The following is a 26,422-nucleotide window of genomic DNA, read 5'->3' on the forward strand; positions in this document are numbered from 1 at the left end:
CATCGAAAACTGTGCTTGCTGGAGTCAAATCATGCGTATCGCTACGTCGTTCGTCGCTGCTCTCGCCGCTTACGTTTCCATCGCCGCCACCGCCGAGGCTCAGACCGTCAACCTGCCGCCGACCATCAGCGGCTCGCCGGCGACCTCGCTCTACACCTACACCACTTATGATTTCCGCCCGACGGCGCGCGATCCGGAAGGCCGCAACCTGAAGTTCACGATCGTCAACAAGCCGTCGTGGGCGGCGTTCAGCTCGAACAGCGGTCGCCTGACGGGCTATCCCAAGTCGCCAGGTTCGTGGGGCAACATCCAGATTCGTGTCAGCGACGGCGTGAACGTGGCGACCTTGCCGGCATTCTCGATCACCGCGTCAGTGCGTAGCACGACGAATGTTGCGCCGACGATCTCTGGTTCGCCGATCGGCTCTGTCAACGCGGGCAGCGCTTACAGCTTCCGCCCGACGGTCAGCGATCCTGACAGCACCACGCTGGCTTACTCGATTGTGAATCGTCCGAGCTGGGCAACGTTCGACACCACCAACGGCCAGCTGTCCGGCATGCCCACCGCTTCGCAGGTCGGTTCCTATGGCAACATCACGATCAGCGTGAGCGACGGCCGCTCCACTGCCACGCTGCCCGCGTTCTCCATCAACGTGGTCGATGTTTCCAACGGCGGCGCCGTGCTGTCCTGGACTCCTCCGACCCAGAACAACGACGGCAGCGCGCTGACCAACCTCGCCGGCTACCGCATCGTTTACGGCACCTCGCCGAGCACGATGACGCAGACCGTCCAGGTCGCGAACGCCGGCATCACCCGCTACACGATGGACAATCTCTCCCCCGGCACCTATTACTTCGCGGTCCGCGCGTACACCGCGAGCGGCGCCGAGAGCAGCAACTCGAATCTCTTCAGCAAGGTCGTGCAGTAATCGCAACGACAACTCCGGCGCTACGCGAGGTGAAGCTCGCGTAGCGATCCGAACGGCGATCCGATTGGATCGCCGTTTTTTTTGCTAGTGGGTGGGCCGCTCTACTCGCAACGTGACCCGATATTCCTCTGGCGAAATCTCGCGAGTGGAGATTCGCTCGGGTTGAACCTGCACGACGACCAGGCGGAATGCGCCGACCATTGCGTGCTGACCTGCTGCGATCTCGTGTGGCGCGGGTTTGGCGGTGGCGAGTTGGGTCGACAGTTGCACCTTGACCTCGCCGGCCCATACACAAGCCACATCGGTCGGGCAGCGAGAATCCTCGGCCACGCGCACGAACTTCACAGTGAGTTCCTGTTGACCGAAAGCGGCCTGCTCGCCAGGAGCCAATTGAATTTCTTGATCGAGGCTCGCTGCGTGAGACGCAGGAGCGCCGGCCGAGCGACAGGCAACGAGTGCGACGGTGAGCAGCAGCGGGAAGAGAAGTTTCATGCTTGAAGCATAGCAGCGCGGGCCCGCCGGGGCCCGCGCCGACTCAAGTCAAAGAACGACACTTCATTGTTGCGTGATGCGAACGTCGTCGATGCCTGCCTCGACCAGGCTTGCGGTGCCTGCATCGGAAGCTTCGATCAATAAACGCACCGTCTGACCGGCGAAGGCATTCAGACTGGCAGACGCTGTGGCCCACGCGCCATCGACATCCGTTGCCGATGCAAGCCGCTGGAACACCACGCTGGTCGTTGCGCCAACCACGCTCACACGCAGGAAGTCAGCATTGGTCGCGTTACTGCCATGAGCAAGGTACTGGCTGAACGTCAGGGTCAGAGTCCCCGTGGCTGGCAAGGTGATGGCCGGTGAACGAATCGAGGTCACGCCACCGTCGATGTCGTTTGCGCCTGCGCTCGCACCCGCCAGTCGAGCAGTGACCAGATCGTTCGAGCCGCTGGTCGTAGTGCCGAGTTGTTTCGCGCCACTGGAGTTTGTGTCCTCCGGATTACCGCGTTCCCACGCTCCAGAGATAGCAGTGTCAGTGCCGCTCGGGTTGGTCTGCCAACCGAGGTCGGTCTCGAAATTATCTTCGAACACGACATCGCCGCCGCCCCCCTGACACGAGGCTGGAACATTGAAGCCATTCGTCGGAGCGGTGCTGCCAGAGCCGCCGCTGACTGCGTCGGTGCCGAGACCGAACGCCGCGAACGCTTCCCAGATGCGACAAACATCTTCGCCGCCATAATTGTCTGTCGCGGCCTGGATGATGCCGTCGCGAACTTGAGTGAAGGTCGGACTGCACGCCGTGTTCTTCAAGCCTTCGTTGACGTACAGCATCATGCGTTGATTGCCTGAGCCACCGGAGGCGTTGTAGAGATTCGAGCTGAAGCCCCATTGATCGACGAGTGTCCAATACACCTCCCACGCTGCCTGCGCCCACACCGAGCCGACGCCATGCGGAACAGCCATGCCGTTGATGCTCGCGTACGTCCAGGTGTTCACGGCAGGATCGGTGCTGTAACGCTGAGTACGAATGCCTGCGCCAGTGGTGGCCTGGCCCAACGAATAAGTTCCCATGCCACGGGGAGTAGCTCCCGTGTCGCTGGCCTTCGCCGTATATGCAAGCGCCCACCAATCCGACAATCCTTCGCCGGGCTGCTGCCGATTCGCGAGGCAGTTGACGTTAGAGGGTCCGCCGACCAGACGATTGGAAATGCCGTGGCCATACTCGTGCACGACGATGCCGGCATCGAGGTCGCCGTCGCGATCCGGATTCGGGCTGGTCCAAACATACATCTGCATGCGTGGGCGCGAGCCGTCGGCCGGTGTGGCGAAGTTGGCGTTGTTGGTTCCGCCGCCGTCCTGGGCTTCGGCTCTGACGGAATCGTTACCCGCCCCGCCGCGGCCATAGTTGTTGACCTGAAAGTTACCTGCCGCCTCGTCGAACCCATATTGATACTGGACGTCGTGAATGATGTTGTTCCAGTAGAACAGGTTGGTCACCGCGGCCGGACGGTAAGTGCTCGGCGCTCCGGCGAGGTTGATGGCGAAGTCGAAGTTGAGCGAAGCACCGCCGCTCGGGCTGGAACCGGTGTCCGGCGAGTTGTTGTTGTCCGTATCGGTGTAGGCCTCGACGTTGTTGCCCTGGGTTGTCGTGAACTCTGCGCCCGCCGCGCCATTTGTGTCGTGCCATCCGAAGGGAGACGCGGTGCTGTTCGCGGGATTCACTGCGAGCGTGCGGCCGTCGGAAGGAGGCAGCGGGCTCGTGTGCGTCGGGCTTTCCACCGGCTGCGCATAAACTCGATATTGATCCGCGACCGTCTGGTCGAAGCGCGTCCACACCTGACCGGTCTCGGCGTCGACCGTGAAGTCCCAGGTGTGCTGCTCATCGAGGGTATGGATCTGGAAATTCCAGACCAGGCGCGCCTCGCCTCGTCGAATGGGCAGCAGCATCAGCCGCCCGTTGATCGGCGTCAGCGACAGTCCCTCATGACTCACCCGAGAACCTTGCAGAGCCTTGAACTGCGCCGGCACAGCGATGTTCGAGAACGTCGCGGCCGCTCGCACCGCTTCAGCCAATTGCATACCGGGCTTCAGGGAACGCACCGACTGCGCAAGTCCCGGCAAAAAAGAATTGTTCACGCTGATGATGCGGCCGTCTCGATTCACGTTAACCTGCAGTTGCGCGTTATAGACCGGGATCCCGGCATGACGCTGCTGCAGGTAAATGTGCGTGGCGCCCGTCACACGCGAGTAAACCACGTCAGACACGGCATATCCTTGCAAGTCGGCCGGTTCGAGTCCCAGCGCGGCGACGTTGCTGCGAACGAACGCCATTGCAAGTTCCATCGGACGGCCGCTCGCCGCGCCCGTGAGATAGCCGCGTTGGCTGGACAGCGTGCTCACCGCACCGGTGGTGTCGTTGGATTCGACGGTGAGCTCTTCCACATTGGCGATCAGACCCCGAATCGCTTCGGGCTGAACGGCCGCCGCGGACCGGGAAGCAACGAATGCCCGGTTGAGATCGAGCCTGGCGTCGAAATGACGTTCGGCGTCCTGCGTCGGTGCTATTTCTTGTGCGCCTGCCAGCGAAGCCCAGCAACAGGCGAGTGAAATCGACGCTACACTGAATCCTCGGCATCGGTTCATGATGCAACTCCTTCCGTGAGTAACCTTGAGGAAACTAGGTCCGTTGCGATTCAGCGTGAGGGAAAATGTCCTGTCAACGTTGAAGTTCGCTGCCTACATCGAACCGCGGCGCGCGCCGAAGTGTCAGTGTTGGTTTCGCAGCGGTATATTTTTTATCTCTGAACGGATCGGGGATGGACTCGCGTGACACATCCAAATGTCACGGATCCGATTTGTCGACAAGACCCGCACCGAATGAGTGCGGATGTTTGACTTCGCTGGACCGCCAGAGACGACCCCCAGTTCGTCAGGAGAGGCGGCCCTCGAGGATGGGCCGCGTTTCGGCGTGCGCGCCGCCGCTTAGAGCGGTGATGTTGTTCATGAACTGAATCTGCACACGTTCGCCGTCGAAGCGGCATGTCACGGTGTCGTAATGCGGCGTCTCGTAGAATCGCAAGCGCATCTCGAACGTGCTCTCATCCTCCCATGCGCCGGCGGCAGCGACTTTGATGGGGTACTGAGGGCCGGAGCTTCTGCCGAGCAGCTCCGTGAACTCCGGCGGCGTACCCGGCATCGAGGACACGCCATCTACCCAGGAGCCGATCCCGCAGTTCACGCGATGGGCTGTATTCTCGCTCTGCAACTCGAACACGCACGTGTTCTTCTCGAAGCGCATCGAGACGCTGCTTGCTCTGAGGCTGTTGGGATCGATCGCAAAACGCTTGCCCGTTACACGGGCTGCGTTCGCGGAAGTCGGCGCGCCGTCAGGGATAGGCAGAGCCAACGCTGCCAGTTCTCGGGACAGCAGCGATGCAGCGGCTGCATTCTCGCGCAGCGGCTTGTCGTGCATGGCTGGCAGCAAATGTTCCCAGGCCAGATTCAGCAGACCTTGCATGTCTGCTGTGAGGCTCGTCATGACGATGACGGCGTCGTGCTCCGGCAGCACTAAACAGAACTGACCGAAAGCGCCGTCACCGCGAAATGAGCGGTGGCGACTGCGCCAGAATTGATAGCAGTAGCCTTGATGCCAGTCGCTGGTTTCCCTGAGCTGAGCCACGGTCGCGCTCGCCGACGTGCCATTCGTGCCGGGCGGCTGCTGTATCTTGAACGTCGTCGCCTCCTCGACCCACTGCTTGGGTAACAGCTGCCTGCCGTTCCACTCCCCGCGTTGCAGGTACAGTTGACCCAGCTGCGCCACGGATTCCGTGGTCATGCTCAATCCCCACCCGCCCGCATTGATGCCGCGCGGACAAACCTCCCATCGCGCGTCCTCGATCTGCAACGGATCGAAAAATCGCGGCCGCAAGTAATCGATCAGCTTCGCTCCGCACACCTTCTGCAGAACGGCGGAAAGCATGTATGCGGTGACTCAATCTAGACATCATGATGCCTTCCGTGTAGCATCATGGTGTATGCGCACCACACTCACACTCGATGATGATATCGCCGCGCGCCTGCAGGCCGAGTCGCGCAAGACGGGACGTCCCTTCAAGGCGATCGTCAACGACTACCTGCGCGCCGGACTGGCTCAACGGCGTGCCGCCAGTAAGGCTGAACCCTTTCGCGTCGAGCCTGTACGGATGGGCGCCCTACTGCCAGGCCGCTCATATGACAACATCGGCGCTCTGCTCGAAGATGCCGAAGGCCACGAGCATCGATGAAGCTACTCGACGCGAATATCCTGCTGTACGCCTATAACAGCGACTCTCCTCATCACGAGGCGTGCCGCATCTGGCTGGAACAGGCGTTTAACGGCGTCGAGCCCGTCGCCCTGCCGTGGCAGACCGCACTCTCATTCGTTCGTATCGCGACGAACTCACGTGTATCGAGCCGGCCGCTAACGAGCGAACAGGCTTGCAGCATCGTCGATCGGTGGCTCGAGCGGCCGAACGTCACGCTCGTCGGACCCACCGAGCAGTATTGGAGTATTCTGCGCGGGTTACTTATCGAGGCGCAGGTCAGTGGACCGCTTTTCACCGATGCCGCTCTGGCTGCGCTCGCCTTGGAACAAGGGGCGACGCTGTGCTCGACCGATCGAGACTTCCGTCGGTTCCGTGGACTCAAGCTGGTCGATCCCCTCGAAAGGCGCACATCCTGAAACGCGCCACGTCCGTTTCGGCCACGAAAGCGAGGTACTTCCGGCCGGTCCGCTCTATTGTTCGGACAACGCTTTGATCAGAGGATGAACCTCATCCCGAGAAGTGAGCGGGCTCGCTGTGTTCGGTGCTTCCGGGTTCATCATGATCTCGGCCACCGTTCTCGCTGTGATCGAGCTGAACTCGGCTGGCGCAACGCCCACCGTGGATCACGCCTACCACGTCGATCGAATACGCAAGCGCCCCGAGATTGAGATCCGTTCGTCGTAGCTGGACTCGTCAACGCTCGGCAGCTCTCTGAAAATTTTTGACGACGAAGTAAGGATATCGATCGAGCTTCTTGAAGGACTGGCAGTCCGTATCGAACCTGATGTCGTTGTAAGTCAAATAGACGGTTGACGAGTCTGGACGGTCGACCAGGACGAACTCTGTGCCGTTGTCTACGTCGATGTGTCGGCAACATAATCTTCGACCACGCCACCCGATCCTGATTCGACATGCTGGCAGGCGACGACGCTGAACCCGAGCGCAAGCGAGCAGGTAAGCCTTTTGGCCCGATCAACAAAGAAACCCCCATCACCGGAACGACCGCATCCGCGAGCCCGCTTCTACTACTCGATTTCGTAAAAGGTCACGGTGCACATGTCACTGGCATTCCGGCTTGTGTCGTCCACCCATGCTGTAATCGTCAGACCGGCCGCTTTTGCGGTCAACAGTCCAGCCAGCATTTGCTTTGCATAGGGATCGTCCTTGAATGCCGCAACCAAGTATCCGTTCTGGCTATGCCAATTGCTCGGACATCCTGCATTGATCTCTGTAATGTCCCTATTCACCTTGACCCAAATCTGACCCACCAGCGCTTGATTTGCGGTGCGGTTCGAATTGATGAGTACCCTCTCGACCGTGAGGTTGGACGCCTTGATCTCGCCTGCGCAGGCGCTAGATGCGGCGGCAAGCCCCAAGGCATACATGGCAACCTTCCGAAATAGCATCGTTTGTACCGTCCTATAAGCAAACTAACTAACATCAGCGGCACGTCCATCGTGCCGTCGCAAGATCTACGTTCCAAAGCAGGCGATCCGAGCCAACGGGGCCTGCCACGGCGGGCCGGGTTAGCGAGCGTCAAGCACTAATTACGGATCAGCAGGTACTCCACTCTGTCCGGTGCCATCGCCGTTGAAATCGGCGACGACGACTGTGTAGAGGTTACTGTGCCAGGGAATGCCGAGGAAGTTGCTCGGCCATGACTGGAAGGGAATATTCGGTCCCGAACCGTCGGAGCGGACGATGCCGCTGGTTCTGGCCGCATCCTTGGCGACGTACAGCAAATCGGTCTTGCCGTCGCCATCGAAATCGCCCGGATACAAATCGTAGTCTTCGGTGCTCCAGTCAGTCGCCCCAAGCGCAGTTGCGGCGCCGAGTCCCGCCGAAATCATGACCACCAGCATGGCGATCTTCTTCATCTTCGTCCCTCTCACGCTTGAGCTCATCCACGCGGCTCTACATTGGCGGCAAGCCGGCTGGCTGTGACTGCGCCGTGACATTCCGATTGGCATCCTGATCAGCGAGAATGACCGCACCGTCGAGCGCCAGTCTCCGTGTCGCATTGTTTCGCTTGACGGTAGCGGTCACTGCGCTACCGCGCGTCAAACGTTGAACAGTTCCATCGCCTGCTGTGGGTCCGATAACGTCACATCGTTGATGGCGACGATCACGTCGCCTGCTTGCAGGCCCAGCTGCGCGAATACACCTGATTTTTTTCCTGAATAAACCTGGTAACCGAGCAACGACTCCCCGTCATAGACGGGGCTCGGGCGTATGTAATCGGTAAGCACGTCGCGTGTGACTGCGACAGACACCGGCGATTGCCGCTCGCCGCCGACCGACAGCAGCTCCACGCTTGGCGGCGCCATCACATTGGTTCTCGAGTACAGCGGCAGCTGCGCGGAAGCATCGCCCCGAGCGATCACGACATGGTCGCGGTGGATCTCAGTGAGTCGCGCGCCATTAGCGAGCAACGCACCCGCCACGTACGTCTGCGGATTATCTGGATTCGTGCCGATTTTCGCTGTTCCCTCATGCTCATTGCGGCCGGGCGACGTAGCAACCAGAAATAGTGCATGGCGCTCGATCGAGAGCGAGGAGTCCGTACCCGGCGGCAGGTTGCTTGCAGGCGTTATGGCTGCTGGCAATGTGGCGAGAGGCGTAGTTGCGCTCGCCGACGGTGTGCGGGCCGATGTTTCGACGGGCTGGCTCTCTTTGCCTTTCACCCACGCCCACCACTGCGTTGGCGGCAAACCAGCGCCCCACAAAGCGGCGATCGTGAGCACGACTGCGCCTGCGAGCGAAGATCCGCGCATGACGAGCGAACGGCGGCGATCCATCTCCGCCACCTCGCGCCGAAAGCGATTCACAGTCGTGCCGCCTATCCGTGCAATGTTTGACGTTGAGCGCTGATGGCGCGATCACTGCACCAGCCGGACTTCGTTGATGTCCTCGGCGCCCGGCCAACGGTTGCAGCTGTTCATGCTCGTAAGCACCACCTGCTGGCCGGATGCATACGCGAGCATGAGCATCGCGAACTGCCGCTTGCCCGCCTCGGAGGTTTCATCTCTGATGATCCAGTAGTTGGCGGTCCCACAACCCGTTCCACTCGCAGAGCCGTTGAGCTGCACCCAAATCAGCCCGTCCGAAGCCCGCTGAATCAAATAGTTCACCGTGCCTTGCCAGTAGCGGTCCGCCTGTGCGCTGCCGCTCAACGCCATGAGCAGCAACAGGGCTGTGACCTTCCACTTTTTCATAAAGCTTCCTTACCTCGACGATCTGCACCGACGGCTCGGACCACCGTTCACTGCCGTAAATAAATAACACTCCGCGGCGCGACCCGAGTTCGCGCGGGCAACGAATATTGTGGAGACTGCATGGCGGGAAAGTTTGTTATTCGCCGTCCTTAGCCTTTATGGCGATAAGTTGCTTGCGCAACGAACGCTTGTCAACGACCTCAATGCAAGGCATGCGCAAATCAGGTTTTCACTGAACGCCTCGTGCGTGTTCGAAGAAACAGCGCCTCCGGGCGCTTGACAAAAGGATGAGGAAAAAAGCAAATTCAGCGCGCCAACACAAAGGATCGCAACGATCGTTCAAGGACGCCCGATGAAACAAAGATCCGTCGCCGCCGCACTCCCGCTTGCCCTCATGACCATGCTCGCCTTATCGGATGCGCAGGCGGCCTTGCTCACAAACGTCGGTCAAGTCGTCAGCTTGCGAGCCGAAGGCAAGTACGCCTTCGTCGGGATGGCGCAGTCTGTGGGCACCTGCGGGAATCGCTACTGGTTGGATATTGAAACAGCCAGCGGCAAATCCGCTTACGCGACAGCGATGCTGGCATTCACGACGGAAGCCAATGTCTACGTCCGGGCGGACGACAACCCAGGCACTCGGGTCTTTGAGGAGTGTTTCCTGCACGACATCTTCGTCGCGAAGTGAGTACCCGGCGTTTACGAATCCGCCGGTACGGAAAGTAGATTCGGACGCGAAAATCTAGTCAGGCCCTCGCCAGTAGAGTTAGGATCGACCGCGGCGTCGCAGCTCGGTAGATTCTCACCGGCGAGGGTCCGATGGCTTTCGACGAACGGCTGCAAGATTGGCAGGATCGGGCATTACGTGTCGAGGACGAGGTCGGCAGGGCCGTGATTGGCCAGCGCGACATCATCAGGCTGATCAACGTGGCGCTGTTCGCCCGCGGGCACGTGCTGCTCGAAGGCGATGTCGGGGTGGGCAAGACGACCATCCTGCGCGCGTTTTCTCGCGCCATCGGCGGGGATTTCGAGCGTGTCGAGGGCACGGTCGATCTGATGCCTGGCGATCTCGTCTATCACACCTACGTCGACGCTGAAGGCAAGCCGCGCATCGAGGCCGGCCCGTTGCTTCGGCATGGCGAACGGCTGGCGACGTTTTTCTTCAACGAGATCAACCGCGCCCGCCCGCAGGTTCAGTCCCTGCTGCTTCGGGCGATGGCCGAGCGCACCGTCTCCGCGTTCAATCGGGAGTATCGGTTTCCGCACATGATCGTGTTCGCCGACCGGAACCGGGTGGAGAAGGAAGAAACCTTCGAGCTCGCCTCCGCGGCCCGCGACCGTTTCATGTTCGAGCTGAACATGCCCACGCCCGCGGCGTCAGATATACGCCGCGCGCTGGTGTTCGATCCTGACTTTCACGATGTCGACCAGCTGCTCGAACGAGTGGCGCCCGCCATCTTGCCGTGGCAGGAGCTCAACGAGATCGGGGCGGCGATCCAGCGCAGTATTCATGCGAGCGAATCGCTCGAACGTTACGTGTTGGATTTATGGGATGCGAGCCACGACCCGCAGCGCTTCGGTGTGCGCTTGGATGGGGTCGATATGCCGAAATTGATCCTCGCCGGAGTGAGCCCGCGAGGCATGATGTCTCTGACGCGCGCCGCGCGAGTTGTCGCTTGGCTCGCCGGGCGAACTCACATCACTCCAGCAGACATCCATGCTGTGGCTCCCTGGACGCTCGGCCACCGTGTGTTCTTCACGCCGGTCTACGAGCTGCGGCGTGCGCAACTCGCCCCCGCGCTCATCTCGAAAATTCTGGAAAACGTCTCCACCCCGCGCTGACGATGAGCACCTCACGCGAGTTTCACTACAGGTTGCCGCGCCGATCCGGTGGTTGGCGACCTGGCTCGCATCCGGGCTCGAGCTTCGGCGCCGGCCAGGAGTTCGTCTCGCACGTGAGCCTTTATGACCGGCCGGATCCGCGCCGGCTGGATCTTCGCGCCAGTCTGCGTGAAGTCCGGCGAGATTGGCTGGTGCGAGTCAATCGTCAGCGGGTCAGTGTGCCGGTCTACGTCATCGCCGATGTTTCCACATCGATGAGTTTCGGCTTTCCCAAATCGAAATTGCAGGTCGTGGCGGACTTCGTGACAGCCCTCGGGCACAGCGCGTTCCGTCTCGGCGATGCGCTAGGCATGCTCGCCTTCGATGCTCACGAGCGTTCCGACCTTTTCGTTCCAGCGCTGCTGAGCCGTGGCGTGGGCGAGATGATGGCTTCGATGCTGGCGAAGTGCGAAGGCACGGCGGGAAGCACCGACGGATTGGAAGAAGCCTCGCTGCATCTGGCCGGACGCCAGGGCTTGATCTTTCTGGCATCCGACTTTCACTGGTCGCTCGATCGATTGGACGGCGTGCTGAGTCTGCTGGCGCACTCTTACATCGTACCGCTCGTGGTCTGGGATCCGGTCGAGATACAGCCACCGAAGCACGACGGGCTCATGCCCTTGCGAGATGTGGAGTCTGGCAGTCGAAGCACCGTCTGGTTGCGGCCACGCATGCGTGCGCGTTGGCAAGAAGCAGTGGAGCATCGACGCGCGGAACTGAACGGGCTGTTCGCCGCCCATGGAATTCGCCCTTTCTATATGAGCGGCGAATTCGACAGCGACGCGCTGTCGCACTATTTCTTCGAGGCCACCGCATGAGCCTCGGGGCGAGAACGTGGTGGATCGCGGTGCTGATTGCATTGGCCGCGACAACCGCGACTGGAGCCCAACAGCCTGAGCGCGCCATCGTCGAGCAACCCCGGCCGTTCGGTTACGTCGTTGGCGATCTGGTGACACAACGAGTGCTGTTGACGACGCCAGAGCTGGAGTTCGAGCCCATCACACTACCTCCGGTCCAGCGCGTAAACATCTGGTTCGAGCGGCGCGCGCCCAGAATCGAAACGGCTACGGCCGAGCGTCGTTGGCTCGTCGTCGACTATCAGCTGATCAACGCGCCGCAGACGGTGACCACGGTCCAGTTGCCCGCGTGGGAGCTCGAGACGAAGGCAAGCAAAGCAAAGCTGAAGATTCCGGCCGCGCCGATCAGCGTCGCCCCACTGGTGCCGAATGTTTCCTCCGCCGAGCTCAGGCCCGATCGTCAGGTATCGCTGATTGACACGGCGCCGACGCGGGCGATGCTGCTGCTCTGGTCGATAGCCTTGGGCCTCACATTGGCTGTGTGGATCGGATGGTTGCGCTGGCGCAATTGGCGGGACAGTCTCGACCGGCCGTTTGCCCGCGCGCTGCGCGAATTGCAGCGTATCGACGACAGCAGGCCCGAGGCGTGGCAAGCGCTGCACCGAGCCTTCGATCAGACCGCCGGTCGTGTCCTCCAGTTAGAAACGTTGCCCGCGTTGTTCGAGCGTGCCCCGCATTTGCAGCCGCGGCGAACGGAAATCGAACGTTTCTTTTCCCAGTCGAGCGAGCGATTCTTCGGCGCCGGGCCGCCGAGCGATCTCGTCTCGGTGCGCGGACTCTGTCACGAGTTGCGTCGAATCGAACGGCGACACGCGCAGTGAGCAGCGTACTTACATTCGAGCATGCATGGGTGCTGACACTGCTCCCGTTAGCGTTGCTGCCACTGCTACGCAGAAGGCGGGACACTCTCGCGTTCCCCTCTGTCGCATGGCTGCCGACGGATCGTGTGGGCCGAGTCATCGGTTGGCTTTGGCCCGTGTTTGCGGTGCTCGCTCTGGCGAGCAGCATTCTTGCGCTGGCCCAGCCTGGGCGGCCGCAAACTCAAGTACAGCGCACCGGCAGAGGCGCGGAGATCCTGGTGCTTCTGGATCGGAGTCGTAGCATGGACGATCACATGCTGCCCGCCAACTGGAGGGAGATCGATCCAACCGTTTTGATACATCACCGCGGCCGCCAGAAAGCGGAAGTGGCGCGCGAACTGCTGTCACAGTTCGTCGCGCAGCGTCCCGATGATCGCTTCTCTCTGCTCTACTTCAGCAACCGGCCGCTGACGGTGGTGCCGTTCACTCAGCACGATGCAGTGATGCAAGCAGGAATCGCGGCGGGAGGCACTGGCCGTGGGCTGGCCAGTACGGAGGTCGGCCCAGCGCTCATCGCAGGCATCGCCGAGTTCGAACAACGCGCTTACTCGGGCAGTCGAATCATGCTGCTGGTGTCGGATGGCGGCGCCAATCTGGACGACGACATCATGCAACGGATCCGAGTGGGCCTGTTGCGCAATCGGATCGCGCTCTATTGGATCTACCTGCGTTCCTACAACAGCCCCACCATCGATACGACCGATGAACGCTGGGAGAATGCGCCCGCGATCGCCCTGCACCGCTTCTTCCAATCGTTACAAACGCCCTATCGCGCGTATCAGGCCGAGGAGCCGCAGGATCTGGCCAGAGCGGTCGCCGACGTCGGGCGACAGCAGAACCTGCCGCTCGACTTTCTCGAACAGATTCCACGCCAGGACTACAGCCGTCATTTCATCGCCTTCGCGGCGTTTTCGTGTGCGCTGCTGCTGTTGTATCGATCCATGTTGATGCGGAGCTGGCAATGAGGCGATCGATCGTTCATTGCGGGTTCGGACTGGCGGCACTCTTGTGCGGGAGCCTGGTTGCGTACCACGCTGTGCGCCTGAACGACATCGAACGCACCAATGCGGCGATTGCGAGCGCGCGCGTATCGAACGTCGATGCAACCGTACCGGAAGCTCGCTTCGCACGCGCAGTGGCGCTTGCCCGGGCCGGAGAGTCCGACGAGGCGGTGAAAGCATACAAAGGGCTGATCGAAGGCGACCGCCGCGATCTGCGCCAGGCCGCGCTCTACAATCTCGGCAACTTGTATATGCGTGACGCACTCGAGAACGGCGCAAGCGAAGCGTTCAGGTCGCTGCCGCTCATCGAGCTGGCAAAACAACGCTATCGAGACGTACTGCGCGATCGGCCGCTCGACTGGGATGCTCGATACAATCTTTCGCGAGCCTTGCAGCTGGCGCCGGAGATCGAACAGGAAATAGAAGAAAAAGAAGAACCCCCGGAAAGAGAACAGAGCGTGAGCACGCTACAAGGCGTGAGGATCGACCTGCCATGATCCGCCTCCCCTCGCTTCGCATGGCGGTGGACAAGGACTCGCGCGCCATTGCGCTCGCGTTGATGCTGCTGTTGGTTGCGCTCGTCATGCCGCCCGTCGACTTGCCGCGGGATGCCTATGAGTACATCGTCGTCTTCGACATCAGTCAGAGCATGAACGTCGAGGACTACCAACTCGATGGCGGACCTGTCAGCCGCCTGGCTTATGCACACGAGGCCGCTCGTCGCACGTTGCGGGACCTGCCTTGTGGCTCTCGCGTCGGTTGGGCGGCCTTCACCGGATATCGGACCATACTGTTGCTCGCTCCCGTCGAGGTCTGCGCGCATTACAACGACCTGCTGGCGTCGCTCGAGAAAATCGATGGCCGGATGCGCTGGTCCAATGCGAGCGAGATCACCAAAGGCGTGTACTGGTCGGTGCTGGCCGCTCAAGAAACAAATCAGCGCCCCGATATCGTTTTTATCAGCGACGGGCAAGAGGCGCCGCCGCTCGATCCGGACTACCCGCCCCGAGTCCTTGAAGATCTGCAGAAAGATTCGATCCGCGGCTGGTTGATCGGCGCGGGAGCTTACGAGCCGAGCCCGATCCCGCGCATCGACGAAGAGGGACATCGTCAGGGTTATTGGCGCGCCCACGAAGTCGTTCAGATGAGCGCCTTCGGCGACACCCGCGCTCCAGCGACGGAGCACCTGTCCGCACTTCGCGAGCCGCATCTGCAAGCGCTTGCGGACCGAGTCGGCTTCAACTACGCGCGTCTCAGCGGGCCCACTTCGCTCAGCGAGACGCTACGCGACCCTCGATTCGCCCGACGCCGGCCGACCCCCACCGATCTGTACTGGCTACCCGCTGCCATCGCTGTGTTGTTGCTGGCAATGCGCTTCCGGCCGGATTAAACATCTCCCGAGCGACCGGGGGAAGGACAGACCAGCGAGTTGCTGCTGGCGTCGATGACCATCGATGCTCAGCGTGCCTGCTTTGTAATCGACCGTTTCCAGGCGACGGGAACTGGAACTCTCAACGCGGCGCCGAGCCAGTCAGCTCGATGACCTCACCTCCTCTCAGTAACGCGACATGGACGGCGCCGCCGGCTGGACCAGCAAAGCGACGCCCGGCGAGGGAATGTTGAACGCGCGAGCGACATCGCCTTTGAGCAGATAACCCTGGAGGCCGCTCCATACGGACAGCTCGGTGCATACCAAACAGAATCTCCAGATGGATATCGCCGCGAAGCATTCCAGCAATTCACGCCCACATGCCGGAGGGCCGGTCAAGTCTTGCAACCCATGGGAATAGGAATATTCTCGCTGGCTCTGGCCGCAGTCGGAGTAGACCCATGAACGGCTCGGACAGCGGGACCATCTCATTCGGGCCATTTCGGCTCTCCCCCGCGAAACGCGTCATCGAACGCAACGGGGCGCCACTCGCTCTGGGAGATCGCGCACTCGACATTTTGATTGTGCTGGTCGAGCACGCCGGCAAGGTGGTCAGTCAACGGGATCTGACCACGCGCGTCTGGCGCGATCTGGTCGTCGGCCCGAGCAATCTCAGGGTGCACATGAGCGCTCTGCGCAAGGCGCTCGGCGATGGTGAGGGCGGCGCTCGTTATATCGAGAACGTCACGGGACAAGGCTATTGTTTCGTCGCCCCGCTCACTCGCGAAACCTCCGTCTCGTCGCCGGCACCATCGCCGGAATTTCCCGATGCCGCACGCAAGCGGCAGGTCTTGCCCCCGCAGTTGTCCCGTATGGTGGGCCGTGAACAGCACGTACGCGCCATCGCCGCCGATCTGCTGGCCGAACGATTCGTCACCATCATCGGGCCCGGCGGCATGGGCAAGACGACCGTCGCGATCGCCGTCGCCCACTCCATGCTGGAGGAGTTCGCCGGCGCGGTATGTTTCGTCGACATGGGCGCGGTCGCCGATCCAAAACTGGTGGCCGCGACCATCGCTGCTTCGCTGGGTCTGCAGGTGCAGACTGAGGACGCGGTGCCAACGGTGCTCGAGTACCTTCGAACGCTGCGGATCCTGCTGGTGCTCGACAATTGCGAGCACGTGATCGATCCGATCGCCACGCTGGCCGAAATGATTTTCAAGGACGCGCGCGGCGTTCATATCCTCGCGACGAGTCGCGAAGCGCTGCGAGTCGAGGGCGAGCACGCCTACTGGCTGCCCGCGCTGGCGAGCCCGTCACCGGACTCCAGCATGACGGCGAGCGACGTGCGTGCGTTCCCGGCCGTGCAGCTTTTCATGGAACGCGCTGCCGCCGGTGGCGGCCGCTTCGAGCTGACCGATGAGAGTGCGCTCCTCGTGGCCGGTATCTGCGGCAGGCTCGAGGGCCTTGCGCTCGCCATCGAGCTTGCGGCGGGCAGAGTCGGTAGTCACGGCCTGATGGCCACTGCGGATCTACTGAACAAGAATCTCGGCCTGGATTGGCACGGACGACGCACGGCCCTGCCCCGCCATCAGACACTGCGGGCCTTGCTCGACTGGAGTTACTGGTTTTTACCCGAGATCGAGCAGACTGCCCTGCGCAGACTGTCCGTCCTCGTCGGTGACTTCACTCTGGAGGCGGCGAGCGCCGTCGTTCACGGCGGAGCTGCAAACGAATCCGCGACGCTCAACACGCTCGATGCTCTGGTCGCCAAATCTCTGCTCTCCGTTCGATCGAGCGATGAAGGTACGGCGCGATACCGGCTGCTCGAAACGACTCGAATCTACGGCTTGGAGAAACTGCAGGAGCACGGCGAGGCTGCCGTCACTGCGCGAGGTCACGCAGAATTTTTCACGTCGCTTCTCAATGCGCGCCACGGTGGGCTCATCGACCTGGAATACACCGGCCGCGCTCACGCGCTGAGAGAACACCTTGGCAACGTTCGCGCCGCGCTCGAGTGGTGCTTCGCTCGTGGCGAAAAAGATTTCGATGTGGCGCTTGCGGTCGACCTCGCCGCCGCCGCTGCTCCGGTGTTCTTCGAGTTGTCCTTGTTGAGTGAATCGTACCGATGGAGCGCGGCTGGACTCGCTGCGCTCGATGAGTCCACGCGCGGTGGCAGGCGCGAGATGCTACTAAGGAGCACCTGGGCAATTTCGTCGATGTGGATACACGGTAGCAGCGATGACGTGTTATCCGGCATCGCGCGAGCCCTCGAGCTCGCCGATCCTCTCGACGATCCACCCCATCGCCTGCGCATGCTTGCCACTCGACATCTGTTTCTTACACGCGTCGCCGACTTTCGCGGCGCCCTCGCGGCTGCCAAAGAATGGCATGCCGCCGCGATACAGGTGAATGACGTGTCGTGTCTCGCGATCTCGGAGCTGATGCAAGGTGCGGCCTGGCACTTCCTTGGCGATCAAGCGGCGGCGAACCGACACTTCGAGGCGGGCTTCGTCCGCGCCGGCGACCGGAACTTACAATTGTGCGGCAACGATCATCGGGTGCGCGGGTTGGTCACCATGTCTCGCGCACTATGGCTGTCCGGCTTTCCGGAGCGAGCGCTTGCAACCGCACGGCAGGCCACCGGAACGGCGATGAAGTCAGGGAAGCCTCTCGATACCTGCTTTGCCTTGATCTTCACGACGCCGGTCTATCTGTGGTGCGGTCATTGGGACGCGGCGCAAGACGTCCTGGATCAACTCGTGAGCCACACTCATTGGCATTTGCTCAAGCCTATGCACGCGGTAGCGAACGCGATGCAGGGGGCATTGCTGATCGGGCGCGGACAAACCGAACGCGGGATGGCCGTGCTGACCGGGGTCCTGCAACAGATGCGCGATCACGGAGTGGATGCAGTGAGGACGTTTGTTGCTTGCTCGATTGCGGACGGGTTGACGGTTGCTGGGCGTCCGGAAGAAGCGCTGACTGTCATCCGCGCCGCCAGGCGTAATGCCGTCGGCGGCGCGGATACCGTGCAGTTGCCTGAGCTGTTGCGCGTTCAGGCAAATGCACTGCTTTCGATTGCACCCACTCACGAAGGACGCGCCGAGCGCCTTTTGGCTCGGGCGTGTCGGATTGCGCGTCGTCAGTCGGCTGTCTCGTGGGAATTGCGCGCCGCCTTATCGCTGGCGCGCATCCGAATCAGACAGAACAACCGCGAGCAGGCGCGTCACCTGCTATCGAGCATCTACGATCGCTTCACCGAAGGCTTCGATACTCACGATCTGCAGGCAGCGGCGCAGCTACTGGGCGAGCTCGGTCACACTCAGAACGCTCGCATCACGCCGATGAACAAACGGACCGACTGGTCGGAGTCGAGCAGCGGGCTGTCCTCGAGCTCGCTCGGCAGCGATCGATATTTGACATTGCCCAGCAGCAGCCAACGCGACGAGAAGCTATAAGTCACGTCGATGCCTACTTCCGGGATGATCGCGTCGCCGGGCCGATAGTTGCGGACGCCTCGGGCGACTTCTTCATCGAGAATGCCGTAGTTATAATCCGCCCGATCCGCTGACAGCCATCTCGCACCAATAGTGGGCGTCAGGACCAATCGCTCGCCCAGCGGCAGCGGATAGCCATAGCTCGCGCTCACCTCGTAGCCGCCGCTCGCGTCGAGCACGTCGGCGAGCGCCTGAAATTTCAGCTCACCGTAACGACCCTCGAAACTCACATCGAAGCCGGCGTCGGCGCTGTCCTTGCGATCCGACAGCAGATCGCGGTCGATGCCATTCTCGGCGAGCTCCCGAGCGCCGAACTGGTCGGCGTCGATGCCGTCGAAATTGGCTTCGACGATCAGATCGATCTCCAGCGCGCTGGTGTCGAGCACATGGATGCCGGCAGTGATTCCTTGGAAGAAGAATCGCTTGCTGTCATAAGTAATCAGTGGAAACGGCGTGAAACGCGCGCCGCGCCCGGCGTATGGATTGTCACTGGCGATCGCGCCGAGTCCGAGCCCCCATCGGGAGCTCCGCTCCGGCGCGCTTTCCTCGGCGGATGCGCCGAACGCAGCCAGGGTGGCCAAAACCGCAAGCGAATGCGATGTGTAGTGCTTCAAGCGAAAGAACCTCGAATAGGCAAGGCAATGACATTGGGCAGAGACGCCAGCTCGTGCGTCACATGGTGGTAACTGGGATCGGACTGGCTCATGAACACGTCGAGTCCGGCGCCGGCCAGCTCCCTGTTCTCGAGCGCCAGCAACAGATCGCGGTCTTCGACCAAACCAGCACGCGCCATGTTTAAGACGAACGCGGTGGGCTTCATCAATCGGATTGTTTGTTCGCGGATGAGAAAACGCGTTTCATGCACCAATGGCGCGTGCAACGTCACAAAGTCGCTTTGTGACAAAACGGCGACAAGATCCGCATATTCGAAACCTGCGCGCGACGCGAGTTCCGCGTCGTGCCGCGGTGTGTGAACCAGAATCGTGCAATCGAAAGCTGCCAGCCGCCTCACGACCGCGCGTCCGACGCGGCCCAGACCGATCACACCTACGGTTTTACGGCAGAGCGCCGTTCCGAGCGTGCTCGTGAACGAGCCGCGATTGATGCTGGCCTGACCCTGACGAAAGCGATGTCCCAGCGCCAGCATCGATCCGATGGTTCGTTCGGCAACGGCGGCGATGCGCATTTCGGCATCGGAGTCGACTTTGTACGTGGCTTGCTCGAGGGCGCTCATGGTTCCGGGATCCTCGATGTGAGGGTCGGAGCAGTGTCCGTCACGCCTTCTTACTCGGACCTTACCGCCTGGCGGTTTTCAGTAAGTCGCCAGTAACCCGAACGACTGCAAAGTGCCTTCCGCCACCGTTGTCGTTTGGAGACATCTTTGTCGTTACGTCGCAAACGTTATGTCGTGATACTCGCGCTTGCCGCCGTCGCGCTGGTCACGGGCTTGCGCATGACCTCGAGTCGGGGAGATGTCTCTGATAAAGAAGCCGAGCCCGTGGCGCTGACGATCTCGGTTGCGGCGGTCAAGCGTGAGTCGTGGGCTCAGACAGTCACCCTTTCTGGCGCGGTGACGCCATGGCAAGAGTCCGTGGTCGGCGCTCCGCTCAGTGGCTTGCGCCTCGCCAGCATCGAAGTGGACGTTGGCGATGTGGTCAGGAAAGGTCAGGTGCTCGCACGGTTCGATGACGCATTACTGCGCGCGGATGTGAACCGACTCAGCGCCCGACTCTCGCAGGCCGAAGCCCAAGCCGTTCAGGCAACTCGCGATGCGCAGCGCGCCGAAAGTCTTCGTCCCAGCGGCGCACTCAGCGAACAGTCCGTTCTCGCGTCCATCACTCAGGCCGAAGTCGCCGCCGCGATGGTGAAGTCTGCGCGGGCCGAACTGAATGCGAAGCAGGTGGAACTCTCCTACGCCGTGTTACGAGCATCGGACGACGGTGTCATCAGCGAGCGCACCGCCACGGTCGGCGCCGTCGTGGCGTCGGGCGAAGCGCTGTTCAGACTGATTCGTCAGCAGCGCCTCGAATGGCGCGGTGAAGCCAGCGCCGAGCAGCTCAAGGGCATCGGGAAAGGACAATCGGTCGAACTGATGCTGCCTGACGGCACCAAGGCCGCCGCCACGATACGACAAGCCGCGCCGACACTCAGCGCCGATTCGAGAATGGCGCTGGTCTATGCAGATATCCATCCGGGCAGCAATGCACGGGCTGGCATGTATGCGGCGGGCAAGATTGGACTCGCCACCACTGCGGCGCTGGTGGTTCCGTCATCGTCCATCGTGGTGCGCGATGGAAGAAGTTATGCGTTCGTCGTCGCCCGGCAAGGCGATACGGCTCGCGTCACCGCACACGCTGTCAAGGTCGGACGCAGGCAAGAACATTTCGTCGAAGTCGTATCGGGCCTGGCCGAGGGCGTGGACATAGCCGAAAGCGGAGCGGGCTTTCTGTCCGATGGCGACCGGGTGAGGATTGTAAAACCTCTGGAACGTTATTCAGCGTCGAAACAAACGCAGCCAGTCGCGGACACGGATGCTGGACGATGATGAATCTTGCGACCTGGTCCCTCCGGAATCCGATTCCGGTCCTGCTTGCGTTCAGCCTGCTCGTGATCGCCGGTATTCGTGGCTTCACGCAGCTGCCGATAAAGAATCTGCCGGAGATCGATCTGCCCACCGTCGACGTGGTGCTCACCCAGCCGGGCGCGGCTCCGGCGCAACTGGAGACAGAGGTGGCGCGTCGCGTTGAAGACGCGATCAGCAACACAGTCGGGCTCAAACATCTGCGCACCAACATCAGCGACGGCGTGGTGCACGTGTCCGCGAAGTTCGAGATCGGCAAGCCGCTTTCGGAAGCATTGACCGAGGTCAAGGAATCGGTGGACCGGATCAGATCCGATCTTCCCGCCGATGTGGAGCAGCCCGCCATCAGCGCCGACGTGGTCGGCGGCAGCCCCATTCTCACGTACGCGGCGTCGTCCAAGACGCTCGATGAAGAGGCGCTTTCGTGGCTCATCGACGATGTCGTCAACAAATCGCTGCGCGCCCTGCCGGGCGTCGGCCGAGTCGAGCGTATCGGCGGAGTGCAGCGAGAGATTCGCGTTGAAGTCGACCCGGTGAAGCTGGCCGCGCTGGATGCGACGGTCGCCGATGTGTCGCGTGGATTGAGACAAGTACAACTGGAGGCGTCCGGCGGCATTGCGAAGCTGGGCGTCGCGGACGTTTCGATGCGTACGCTCGGCGCGGTCCGACAGGCCGACGAGCTTGCGACAACGGCCGTTCCCCTCATGAATGGCCGGCATCTCTACTTGGGCGACATCGCATCGATCACCGACGGCTTTCGGGATCGCGAGCAGGTCTCTTTGCTGGACGGCGCGCCCGTGGTCGGCTTTCATATCTATCGCGCCAAAGGCAAAGATGAAACCGTGATCGCCGAGCAGGTCGAGCGCGCGCTCGCGGACCTTCGAATCGCGCATCCGGACTTCCGGGCGACTCTGGTTTCGGGCAGCGTCGAGTACACCACCGAGCAGTTTCGCGGCTCCATGCAGATGCTGTTCGAAGGCGCCCTCCTCGCCATCCTGGTGGTCTGGTGGTTCCTGGGCGACTGGCGCGCGACGTTGGTGGCCGCGGTCGCTTTGCCGCTATCGATCCTGCCCACCTTCGCGCTGATGCCCTCGCTTGGCTTCTCGCTCAACACCCTGACCCTGCTGGCGCTCGCGGTGGTCGCGGGCATTCTGGTCGACGACGCGATCGTCGAGATAGAAAACATCGAGCGACATCGCAGACAAGGAAAGACTCTGCTGGAGGCAACCAGCGATGCAGTGACCGAGATTGCACTGGCGGTCGCCGCCACGACGTTGACGCTCGTGGTGGTCTTCCTGCCCACCGCGCTGATGCCGGGAATCGCCGGCATGTTGTTCAGGCAGTTCGGCTGGACCGCGGTGATCGCCGTGCTCGCGTCGCTGCTCGTAGCGCGACTATTGACGCCGCTGCTCGCCGTTCACTGGCTGAAGAATCATTCCGCGAAATCCGACGACCACGGGCCGCTGATGCGACGCTATCTTGCCGCCGTGAACTGGTGTCTCGCACACCGAGGGACGACGATGGCCACGGCCGTGCTCTTCTTGATCGGCTCGTTCGCGCTGGTGCCTTACATCCCGACTGGATTCATTCCCGCCTCCGACAGAGGTTTCGTGAAGGTCAGCCTGGAGTTGCCGCCGGGAGCCTCGCTGGACGATTCGCTTTCGGCCGTGGAGGCAGTCCGATCCGTTCTGGCCGATGTGCCCGGAATCGCACACGTCTTCTCAGTCGCAGGCGAACCCGCCGGCGATCAGCAAGCGCCCGAGGCGCGACGAGCACTGTTGACGCTCATGCTTGCCCCACGTGACGCGAGGCCCACCCAAAAGGAAATTGAAAAAGCCGTCCAGGAGCGGCTCTTTGCAGTACCTGGCGCACGGTTCACTGTGAGCGGCAGTGACAATGCCGGAGAGTTATCGCTCATTCTCACGAGCGAGGACGCCCGCGTCCTCGAAGCCACGGCGCAGACGATGGAACTACAGATGCGCGCAGTCCCAGGCCTGTCGAACGTCATCTCCACCGCAAGCCTCGACCGCCCCGAGCTGATCGTCCGTCCGGACGCCCGGCGCGCGGCTGAAGTCGGCGTGGACACCGCAACCATCGCTGAAACTGTACGCATTGCGTTGGGCGGCGACTTCGACGCCAGATTGGCCAGGCTCGATCTGGACAATCGTCAGCTGATGATACGCGTGCGCATTCCCGACAGTTACCGGCGAGATCTCGACGCCATAGGCCAACTCAGGGTGCGCGCTGGCGTCGGAACCGTTCCGCTCGAGAGCATCGCGTCCCTGTCCATCGAAAGCGGCCCGCAGCAACTGGAGCGCTACGATCGACAGCGATATGTGAGAATCAGCGCCGGACTCGGCGAGACCGCGCTCGGCGATGCGAATGCCGCCGTGGCTGGCCTGCCCGTCACTCAGACCCTGCCCTCGAATGTAAGGTTGATCGAAGACGGGGATTCCGAACTGGCGTCGGAGCTTGCCGGCGGGTTCGTGACCGCGATCGGCGCCGGCGTCCTGTGCATGTTCTGTGTGCTGGTGCTGCTGTTCAAAGATGTCTTCCAACCCGTCACCATTCTATCGGTCGTACCCATCTCACTGGGCGGCGCGTTCATCGCTCTGGCGCTCACCGGCATCTCGCTGGACGTGCCGGCTATGATCGGACTGGTGATGTTGATGGGTGTAGTGACCAAGAACTCCATCCTGCTCGTCGACTACGCCGTCACATCGATGCGCGAGCGCGCGCTCGAACGTGGGCCCGCGTTGATCGCAGCGTGTGGCATGCGAGCGAGGCCGATCGTCATGACGACGTTTGCAATGATTGCGGGCATGCTGCCAATCGCGTTTGGCTTCGGCGCGGACGCCAGCTTCCGCCAGCCCATGGCGGTCGCCGTCATCGGTGGCTTGATCGTCTCCACTTTCTTGAGTTTGTTTCTGGTGCCAGTGATCTTTACTTACGTGGACGATGCGGAGCACTGGCTTCGTCACGCTCCTGCACGATATGTTCGATAACACTTCCAAGTTACACAGCCGGATCGCTTTGGTGGAAGACCACGCGCGTCTTGCCACATTGGTGGAACGCGGACTGGCCGCCGCTGGAATCGCCGTGGACACGTTCGCCACCATGGAATCGGCTTGGCACGGCATTGGCAACCAATCGTACGCTGTAGCGGTGATCGATCGAGGACTCCCGGACGGCGACGGCCTGGATCTGGTTCGTCGCATGCGCGCTTCCGGCAATCTAACCCCTTGTTTGATGCTGACTTCCCGCGACGCGCTCCGCGATCGGGTGGATGGGCTGGATGCCGGCGCGGACGACTATCTGGCGAAGCCGTTCGCGATGGAGGAGCTCGCCGCGCGCGTGCGTGCTTTGATGCGCAGGCCGCCCGAGATCGTCGATCCGCAACTCACTTATCAACGACTCCATGTTTTGCCCGCGAGCAGCCAGATGAGCTGCGCGGATGAAACAATCACCCTTGCGCCGGCGGAGCTGCAAATCATCATCTGCCTGGTGCGAGCTGCCGGGCAGCCGGTGCGCAGAACCACACTGGAGGCGGCGGCGTGGGGCTTGAACGAGGCGGTCACGCCGAACGCACTCGATGTCGCCCTGCATCGGCTGCGCAAGAAACTCGGCGCCATCAACTCGGGCGTGTCGCTCGTCAACGTGCGCAATCTCGGTTTCGCACTAAAGGAAGATGATGCTGCCTCGTAGGTTGACCTCCAGGCTGATGATGGCCGCCATGATCGGCATAGTGGCGGCGAACCTCGCTGGCGCGGCAGTCATGTCCGGTTTGCTCTGGCCTAGATCGACGAGCGCCATGCTGCGTGAGGAGCTGGCGGACGAAGTCGAGCGCATCGACACCGGCTTGAGGGTCGATGCCTCGGGCAAGGCTGGTATCGCCCTGTCTCCAGAACAGGCCAATCTCTATGACGCCATGCCCAAGGACGCTGCGTATGTGGTGCTCGATCGCCACGGCAGGATCGCGACCCAAAGCACCGACGGCCCCGCGGTGGCGGCGTTGCTGTCCATGCAGCCGGACGCGAGAACGACCACAATTCGTAGCGGCGACGTTGACATCCGTCTGCAAGTGACTCAAGAGCAGATGACGCGTGCGGGCGAGCCGTACACCATTCGCGTGGCCCGCAGCGATCGGCTCGTCACGACGCTCAACGATTACGCCGATGAGCTCTACCTGCGCTCGCGCTTCGTCACGATTCTGCTGGCGTTGAGCACCTTCACTTTGGTCGTGTATCTGACTGTCAATCGGATGGTCCGGCCCTTGCGCCAGGCATCGGAGGTGGCCGCACGCATCGGTCCTCAGAACCTGGCCACGCGCCTGCGAACCGACGGGCTTCCCACCGAGCTCGTACCCTTGATCGTATCTTTCAACGCGGCGCTGGAGAGATTGGAAGTCGGCTTCCGCGTGCAACAGGAATTCCTCGCCTCCGCGGCGCACGAGCTCAAAACACCGCTGGCGTTGCTCCAGGCCGAGATCGAGCTCGGCGGCGCGGCCAACACTGAGTACCTGCTGCGAGACACCGCTCTGATGGCGCGCATCGTTCATCAGCTGCTGCACCTCGCGGAAGTGAGCGAAGGCCACAACTACACGTTCACGCCGATCAGCCTACAAGCCGAAGTCAGGGAAGCAGTGGAGTATCTCAAGCGTCTCGCCGACCAGCATTCAGTTCGTGTCGAGTTGGAAATGGAAGCCGACGATACTGTCATCGATGCCGACCGCGGCGCTGTTTTCGTTCTCGTCAAGAATCTGCTCGAGAACGCCATTCACCACGCCCCCCCCGGCAGCGCCGTGCGAGTCAGCGTGGGCCCTCACGGCTTCAAAGTCCGCGACGAAGGCCCTGGCGTGACCAAGGCCGACGAGCCTCACCTATTCCAGCGCTTCTGGCGCGCCGAAGGCCAGGACAGCAACGGCGCCGGGCTCGGCCTGACGATTTGCAAACAAATCTGCCAGGCGCATCGGTGGCAGATCTACTATGAAGCCGCGCCGACCGGCGCTTGCTTCGTCGTGTCCACCGCCAGCGCTGAACGCGCGCGGGGATAAAGCTGCCGCTTCTTTGCTCTGTATTTGGTGCGTGGTCGGCGTTTCCGCGTTGGAATTTCTCGATGGCATTTTCTCAATCTGCACAATAAACAGCCATCGGCTCCCTCTTGGGGTGTTAACCCGGCAAACCAGCCAGTAACTCGCGTCTCGCGACAACGGCACGGCGCTACTGTCGTTGCATGCCGTCCCACCTGCATGAGGCGCTTCTGCAGTTGTTCCGAAATCGCCCGTCGCTGGCGCCGGAGTTATTGGAATCAGCCCTGAACGTCGAGTTGCCGCGCTACACGAACGCACGCATTCACTCGCCCGATCTCACGGAAGTACGACCCGTGGAGTATCGCGCGGATCTCGTCGTGCAGCTGCTGCGTGATAAGCCAGTGC

The 26,422-nt window shown here is 61.8% G+C and carries 24 protein-coding genes and 1 pseudogene; 15 read left to right on the forward strand and 10 right to left on the reverse strand.

Annotated elements, in window-relative coordinates; genetic code table 11:
• Positions 1–31 precede the first annotated feature (31 nt).
• On the forward strand, positions 32–928 hold the full coding sequence (locus VGD45_RS01400; protein WP_331153476.1) for a putative Ig domain-containing protein: 897 nt from the start codon (positions 32–34) through the stop codon (positions 926–928).
• Between the two features lie 84 nt (positions 929–1,012).
• Here VGD45_RS01400 and VGD45_RS01405 read toward each other — a convergent pair whose 3' ends face one another.
• From VGD45_RS01405 to VGD45_RS01415, 3 genes are all read right to left on the reverse strand, one after another.
• Positions 1,013–1,420, reverse strand: coding sequence for a hypothetical protein (locus VGD45_RS01405; protein ID WP_331153477.1), 408 nt, complete (start codon positions 1,418–1,420; stop codon positions 1,013–1,015).
• Positions 1,421–1,483: 63 nt separating this feature from the next.
• On the reverse strand, positions 1,484–4,066 hold the full coding sequence (locus VGD45_RS01410) for a M36 family metallopeptidase (RefSeq protein WP_331153478.1): 2,583 nt from the start codon (positions 4,064–4,066) through the stop codon (positions 1,484–1,486).
• Positions 4,067–4,352: 286 nt separating this feature from the next.
• The gene (locus VGD45_RS01415) at positions 4,353–5,402 is read right to left on the reverse strand and encodes a hypothetical protein (RefSeq protein ID WP_331153479.1); all 1,050 of its coding nucleotides are present in this window, start codon (positions 5,400–5,402) and stop codon (positions 4,353–4,355) included.
• A gap of 55 nt (positions 5,403–5,457) precedes the next feature.
• On the opposite strand from VGD45_RS01415, the gene VGD45_RS01420 reads away from it, so the two are divergent.
• Positions 5,458–5,706 (forward strand): ribbon-helix-helix protein, CopG family, encoded by a 249-nt coding sequence (locus VGD45_RS01420; RefSeq protein WP_331153480.1) that lies wholly within the window; start codon positions 5,458–5,460, stop codon positions 5,704–5,706.
• Positions 5,703–6,143, forward strand: coding sequence for a type II toxin-antitoxin system VapC family toxin (locus tag VGD45_RS01425; RefSeq protein ID WP_331153481.1), 441 nt, complete (start codon positions 5,703–5,705; stop codon positions 6,141–6,143). The genes VGD45_RS01420 and VGD45_RS01425 overlap by 4 nt, the downstream gene beginning before the upstream one ends.
• Positions 6,144–6,752: 609 nt before the next feature.
• Here the strand turns inward: VGD45_RS01425 and VGD45_RS01430 are convergent.
• From VGD45_RS01430 to VGD45_RS01445, 4 genes are all read right to left on the reverse strand, one after another.
• Entirely contained in the window at positions 6,753–7,112 is a 360-nt protein-coding gene (locus VGD45_RS01430; RefSeq protein ID WP_331153482.1) for a hypothetical protein, read from the reverse strand.
• A gap of 162 nt (positions 7,113–7,274) precedes the next feature.
• The gene (locus tag VGD45_RS01435) at positions 7,275–7,604 is read right to left on the reverse strand and encodes a VCBS repeat-containing protein (protein WP_331153483.1); all 330 of its coding nucleotides are present in this window, start codon (positions 7,602–7,604) and stop codon (positions 7,275–7,277) included.
• Positions 7,605–7,787: 183 nt separating this feature from the next.
• Positions 7,788–8,555 carry a PDZ domain-containing protein gene (locus VGD45_RS01440; protein WP_331153484.1) on the reverse strand — a complete coding sequence of 256 codons (768 nt, stop codon included), beginning with the start codon at positions 8,553–8,555 and terminating at the stop codon, positions 7,788–7,790.
• 51 nt (positions 8,556–8,606) lie between these two features.
• A complete protein-coding gene (locus tag VGD45_RS01445) occupies positions 8,607–8,942 on the reverse strand; it encodes a hypothetical protein (protein ID WP_331153485.1) in 336 nt (111 codons plus the stop codon).
• A 352-nt stretch (positions 8,943–9,294) separates the two neighbouring features.
• Here VGD45_RS01445 and VGD45_RS01450 point away from each other — a divergent pair, with 352 nt between their 5' ends.
• The 7 genes from VGD45_RS01450 (at position 9,295) to VGD45_RS01480 (ending at position 14,928) form a co-directional block, all read left to right on the forward strand.
• Positions 9,295–9,627 (forward strand): hypothetical protein, encoded by a 333-nt coding sequence (locus tag VGD45_RS01450; protein WP_331153486.1) that lies wholly within the window; start codon positions 9,295–9,297, stop codon positions 9,625–9,627.
• Positions 9,628–9,758: 131 nt separating this feature from the next.
• Entirely contained in the window at positions 9,759–10,781 is a 1,023-nt protein-coding gene (locus VGD45_RS01455) for a MoxR family ATPase (RefSeq protein ID WP_331153487.1), read from the forward strand.
• Positions 10,782–10,783: 2 nt separating this feature from the next.
• Positions 10,784–11,638 (forward strand): hypothetical protein, encoded by an 855-nt coding sequence (locus VGD45_RS01460; protein ID WP_331153488.1) that lies wholly within the window; start codon positions 10,784–10,786, stop codon positions 11,636–11,638.
• Complete coding sequence (locus tag VGD45_RS01465) at positions 11,635–12,498, forward strand: hypothetical protein (RefSeq protein ID WP_331153489.1); 864 nt, start codon at positions 11,635–11,637, stop codon at positions 12,496–12,498. The genes VGD45_RS01460 and VGD45_RS01465 overlap by 4 nt, the downstream gene beginning before the upstream one ends.
• Positions 12,495–13,502: a vWA domain-containing protein gene (locus tag VGD45_RS01470; protein ID WP_331153490.1), complete on the forward strand. Its 1,008-nt coding sequence runs from the start codon at positions 12,495–12,497 to the stop codon at positions 13,500–13,502. Before VGD45_RS01465 ends, VGD45_RS01470 begins: the two co-directional genes overlap by 4 nt.
• Positions 13,499–14,035 (forward strand): hypothetical protein, encoded by a 537-nt coding sequence (locus VGD45_RS01475; RefSeq protein ID WP_331153491.1) that lies wholly within the window; start codon positions 13,499–13,501, stop codon positions 14,033–14,035. The genes VGD45_RS01470 and VGD45_RS01475 overlap by 4 nt, the downstream gene beginning before the upstream one ends.
• On the forward strand, positions 14,032–14,928 hold the full coding sequence (locus VGD45_RS01480) for a VWA domain-containing protein (protein WP_331153492.1): 897 nt from the start codon (positions 14,032–14,034) through the stop codon (positions 14,926–14,928). The genes VGD45_RS01475 and VGD45_RS01480 overlap by 4 nt, the downstream gene beginning before the upstream one ends.
• 165 nt (positions 14,929–15,093) lie before the next feature.
• Here the strand turns inward: VGD45_RS01480 and VGD45_RS01485 are convergent, their stop codons facing one another.
• Positions 15,094–15,234: a hypothetical protein gene (locus VGD45_RS01485; protein ID WP_331153493.1), complete on the reverse strand. Its 141-nt coding sequence runs from the start codon at positions 15,232–15,234 to the stop codon at positions 15,094–15,096.
• Between the two features lie 134 nt (positions 15,235–15,368).
• Here VGD45_RS01485 and VGD45_RS01490 point away from each other — a divergent pair.
• A pseudogene (locus tag VGD45_RS01490) lies at positions 15,369–16,157 on the forward strand (winged helix-turn-helix domain-containing protein); the annotation flags it as partial.
• Positions 16,158–18,232: 2,075 nt separating this feature from the next.
• Here the strand turns inward: VGD45_RS01490 and VGD45_RS01495 are convergent.
• Complete coding sequence (locus tag VGD45_RS01495; RefSeq protein ID WP_331153494.1) at positions 18,233–19,021, reverse strand: MipA/OmpV family protein; 789 nt, start codon at positions 19,019–19,021, stop codon at positions 18,233–18,235.
• Positions 19,018–19,641 (reverse strand): NAD(P)-dependent oxidoreductase, encoded by a 624-nt coding sequence (locus VGD45_RS01500; RefSeq protein ID WP_331153495.1) that lies wholly within the window; start codon positions 19,639–19,641, stop codon positions 19,018–19,020. Before VGD45_RS01500 ends, VGD45_RS01495 begins: the two co-directional genes overlap by 4 nt.
• A gap of 147 nt (positions 19,642–19,788) precedes the next feature.
• On the opposite strand from VGD45_RS01500, the gene VGD45_RS01505 reads away from it, so the two are divergent.
• From VGD45_RS01505 to VGD45_RS01520, 4 genes are read left to right on the forward strand one after another with little or no spacing between them, the layout of a single operon-like run.
• On the forward strand, positions 19,789–20,952 hold the full coding sequence (locus VGD45_RS01505; protein ID WP_331153496.1) for an efflux RND transporter periplasmic adaptor subunit: 1,164 nt from the start codon (positions 19,789–19,791) through the stop codon (positions 20,950–20,952).
• Entirely contained in the window at positions 20,952–23,993 is a 3,042-nt protein-coding gene (locus VGD45_RS01510) for an efflux RND transporter permease subunit (RefSeq protein ID WP_349263184.1), read from the forward strand. The genes VGD45_RS01505 and VGD45_RS01510 overlap by 1 nt, the downstream gene beginning before the upstream one ends.
• A complete protein-coding gene (locus VGD45_RS01515; protein WP_349263185.1) occupies positions 23,983–24,693 on the forward strand; it encodes a response regulator transcription factor in 711 nt (236 codons plus the stop codon). Before VGD45_RS01510 ends, VGD45_RS01515 begins: the two co-directional genes overlap by 11 nt.
• 28 nt (positions 24,694–24,721) lie before the next feature.
• Positions 24,722–26,041, forward strand: a complete 1,320-nt coding sequence (locus VGD45_RS01520; RefSeq protein ID WP_331153499.1) for a sensor histidine kinase — start codon at positions 24,722–24,724, stop codon at positions 26,039–26,041.
• Positions 26,042–26,422 lie beyond the last annotated feature (381 nt).

Origin of the sequence: Steroidobacter sp. (assembly GCF_036402275.1) — a bacterium.
GTDB lineage: Bacteria > Pseudomonadota > Gammaproteobacteria > Steroidobacterales > Steroidobacteraceae > Steroidobacter.

What these genes read in the sequence shown, in the direction of transcription:
- VGD45_RS01400 (WP_331153476.1), top strand. Translation starts at nt 32, where the DNA reads ATGCGTATCGCTACGTCGTTCGTCGCTGCTCTCGCCGCTTACGTTTCC.
- VGD45_RS01405 (WP_331153477.1), bottom strand. Translation starts at nt 1,420, where the DNA reads ATGAAACTTCTCTTCCCGCTGCTGCTCACCGTCGCACTCGTTGCCTGT.
- VGD45_RS01410 (WP_331153478.1), bottom strand. Translation starts at nt 4,066, where the DNA reads ATGAACCGATGCCGAGGATTCAGTGTAGCGTCGATTTCACTCGCCTGT.
- VGD45_RS01415 (WP_331153479.1), bottom strand. Translation starts at nt 5,402, where the DNA reads ATGCTTTCCGCCGTTCTGCAGAAGGTGTGCGGAGCGAAGCTGATCGAT.
- VGD45_RS01420 (WP_331153480.1), top strand. Translation starts at nt 5,458, where the DNA reads ATGCGCACCACACTCACACTCGATGATGATATCGCCGCGCGCCTGCAG.
- VGD45_RS01425 (WP_331153481.1), top strand. Translation starts at nt 5,703, where the DNA reads ATGAAGCTACTCGACGCGAATATCCTGCTGTACGCCTATAACAGCGAC.
- VGD45_RS01430 (WP_331153482.1), bottom strand. Translation starts at nt 7,112, where the DNA reads ATGTATGCCTTGGGGCTTGCCGCCGCATCTAGCGCCTGCGCAGGCGAG.
- VGD45_RS01435 (WP_331153483.1), bottom strand. Translation starts at nt 7,604, where the DNA reads ATGAAGAAGATCGCCATGCTGGTGGTCATGATTTCGGCGGGACTCGGC.
- VGD45_RS01445 (WP_331153485.1), bottom strand. Translation starts at nt 8,942, where the DNA reads ATGAAAAAGTGGAAGGTCACAGCCCTGTTGCTGCTCATGGCGTTGAGC.
- VGD45_RS01450 (WP_331153486.1), top strand. Translation starts at nt 9,295, where the DNA reads ATGAAACAAAGATCCGTCGCCGCCGCACTCCCGCTTGCCCTCATGACC.
- VGD45_RS01455 (WP_331153487.1), top strand. Translation starts at nt 9,759, where the DNA reads ATGGCTTTCGACGAACGGCTGCAAGATTGGCAGGATCGGGCATTACGT.
- VGD45_RS01460 (WP_331153488.1), top strand. Translation starts at nt 10,784, where the DNA reads ATGAGCACCTCACGCGAGTTTCACTACAGGTTGCCGCGCCGATCCGGT.
- VGD45_RS01465 (WP_331153489.1), top strand. Translation starts at nt 11,635, where the DNA reads ATGAGCCTCGGGGCGAGAACGTGGTGGATCGCGGTGCTGATTGCATTG.
- VGD45_RS01475 (WP_331153491.1), top strand. Translation starts at nt 13,499, where the DNA reads ATGAGGCGATCGATCGTTCATTGCGGGTTCGGACTGGCGGCACTCTTG.
- VGD45_RS01480 (WP_331153492.1), top strand. Translation starts at nt 14,032, where the DNA reads ATGATCCGCCTCCCCTCGCTTCGCATGGCGGTGGACAAGGACTCGCGC.
- VGD45_RS01500 (WP_331153495.1), bottom strand. Translation starts at nt 19,641, where the DNA reads ATGAGCGCCCTCGAGCAAGCCACGTACAAAGTCGACTCCGATGCCGAA.
- VGD45_RS01510 (WP_349263184.1), top strand. Translation starts at nt 20,952, where the DNA reads ATGAATCTTGCGACCTGGTCCCTCCGGAATCCGATTCCGGTCCTGCTT.
- VGD45_RS01515 (WP_349263185.1), top strand. Translation starts at nt 23,983, where the DNA reads ATGTTCGATAACACTTCCAAGTTACACAGCCGGATCGCTTTGGTGGAA.
- VGD45_RS01520 (WP_331153499.1), top strand. Translation starts at nt 24,722, where the DNA reads ATGATCGGCATAGTGGCGGCGAACCTCGCTGGCGCGGCAGTCATGTCC.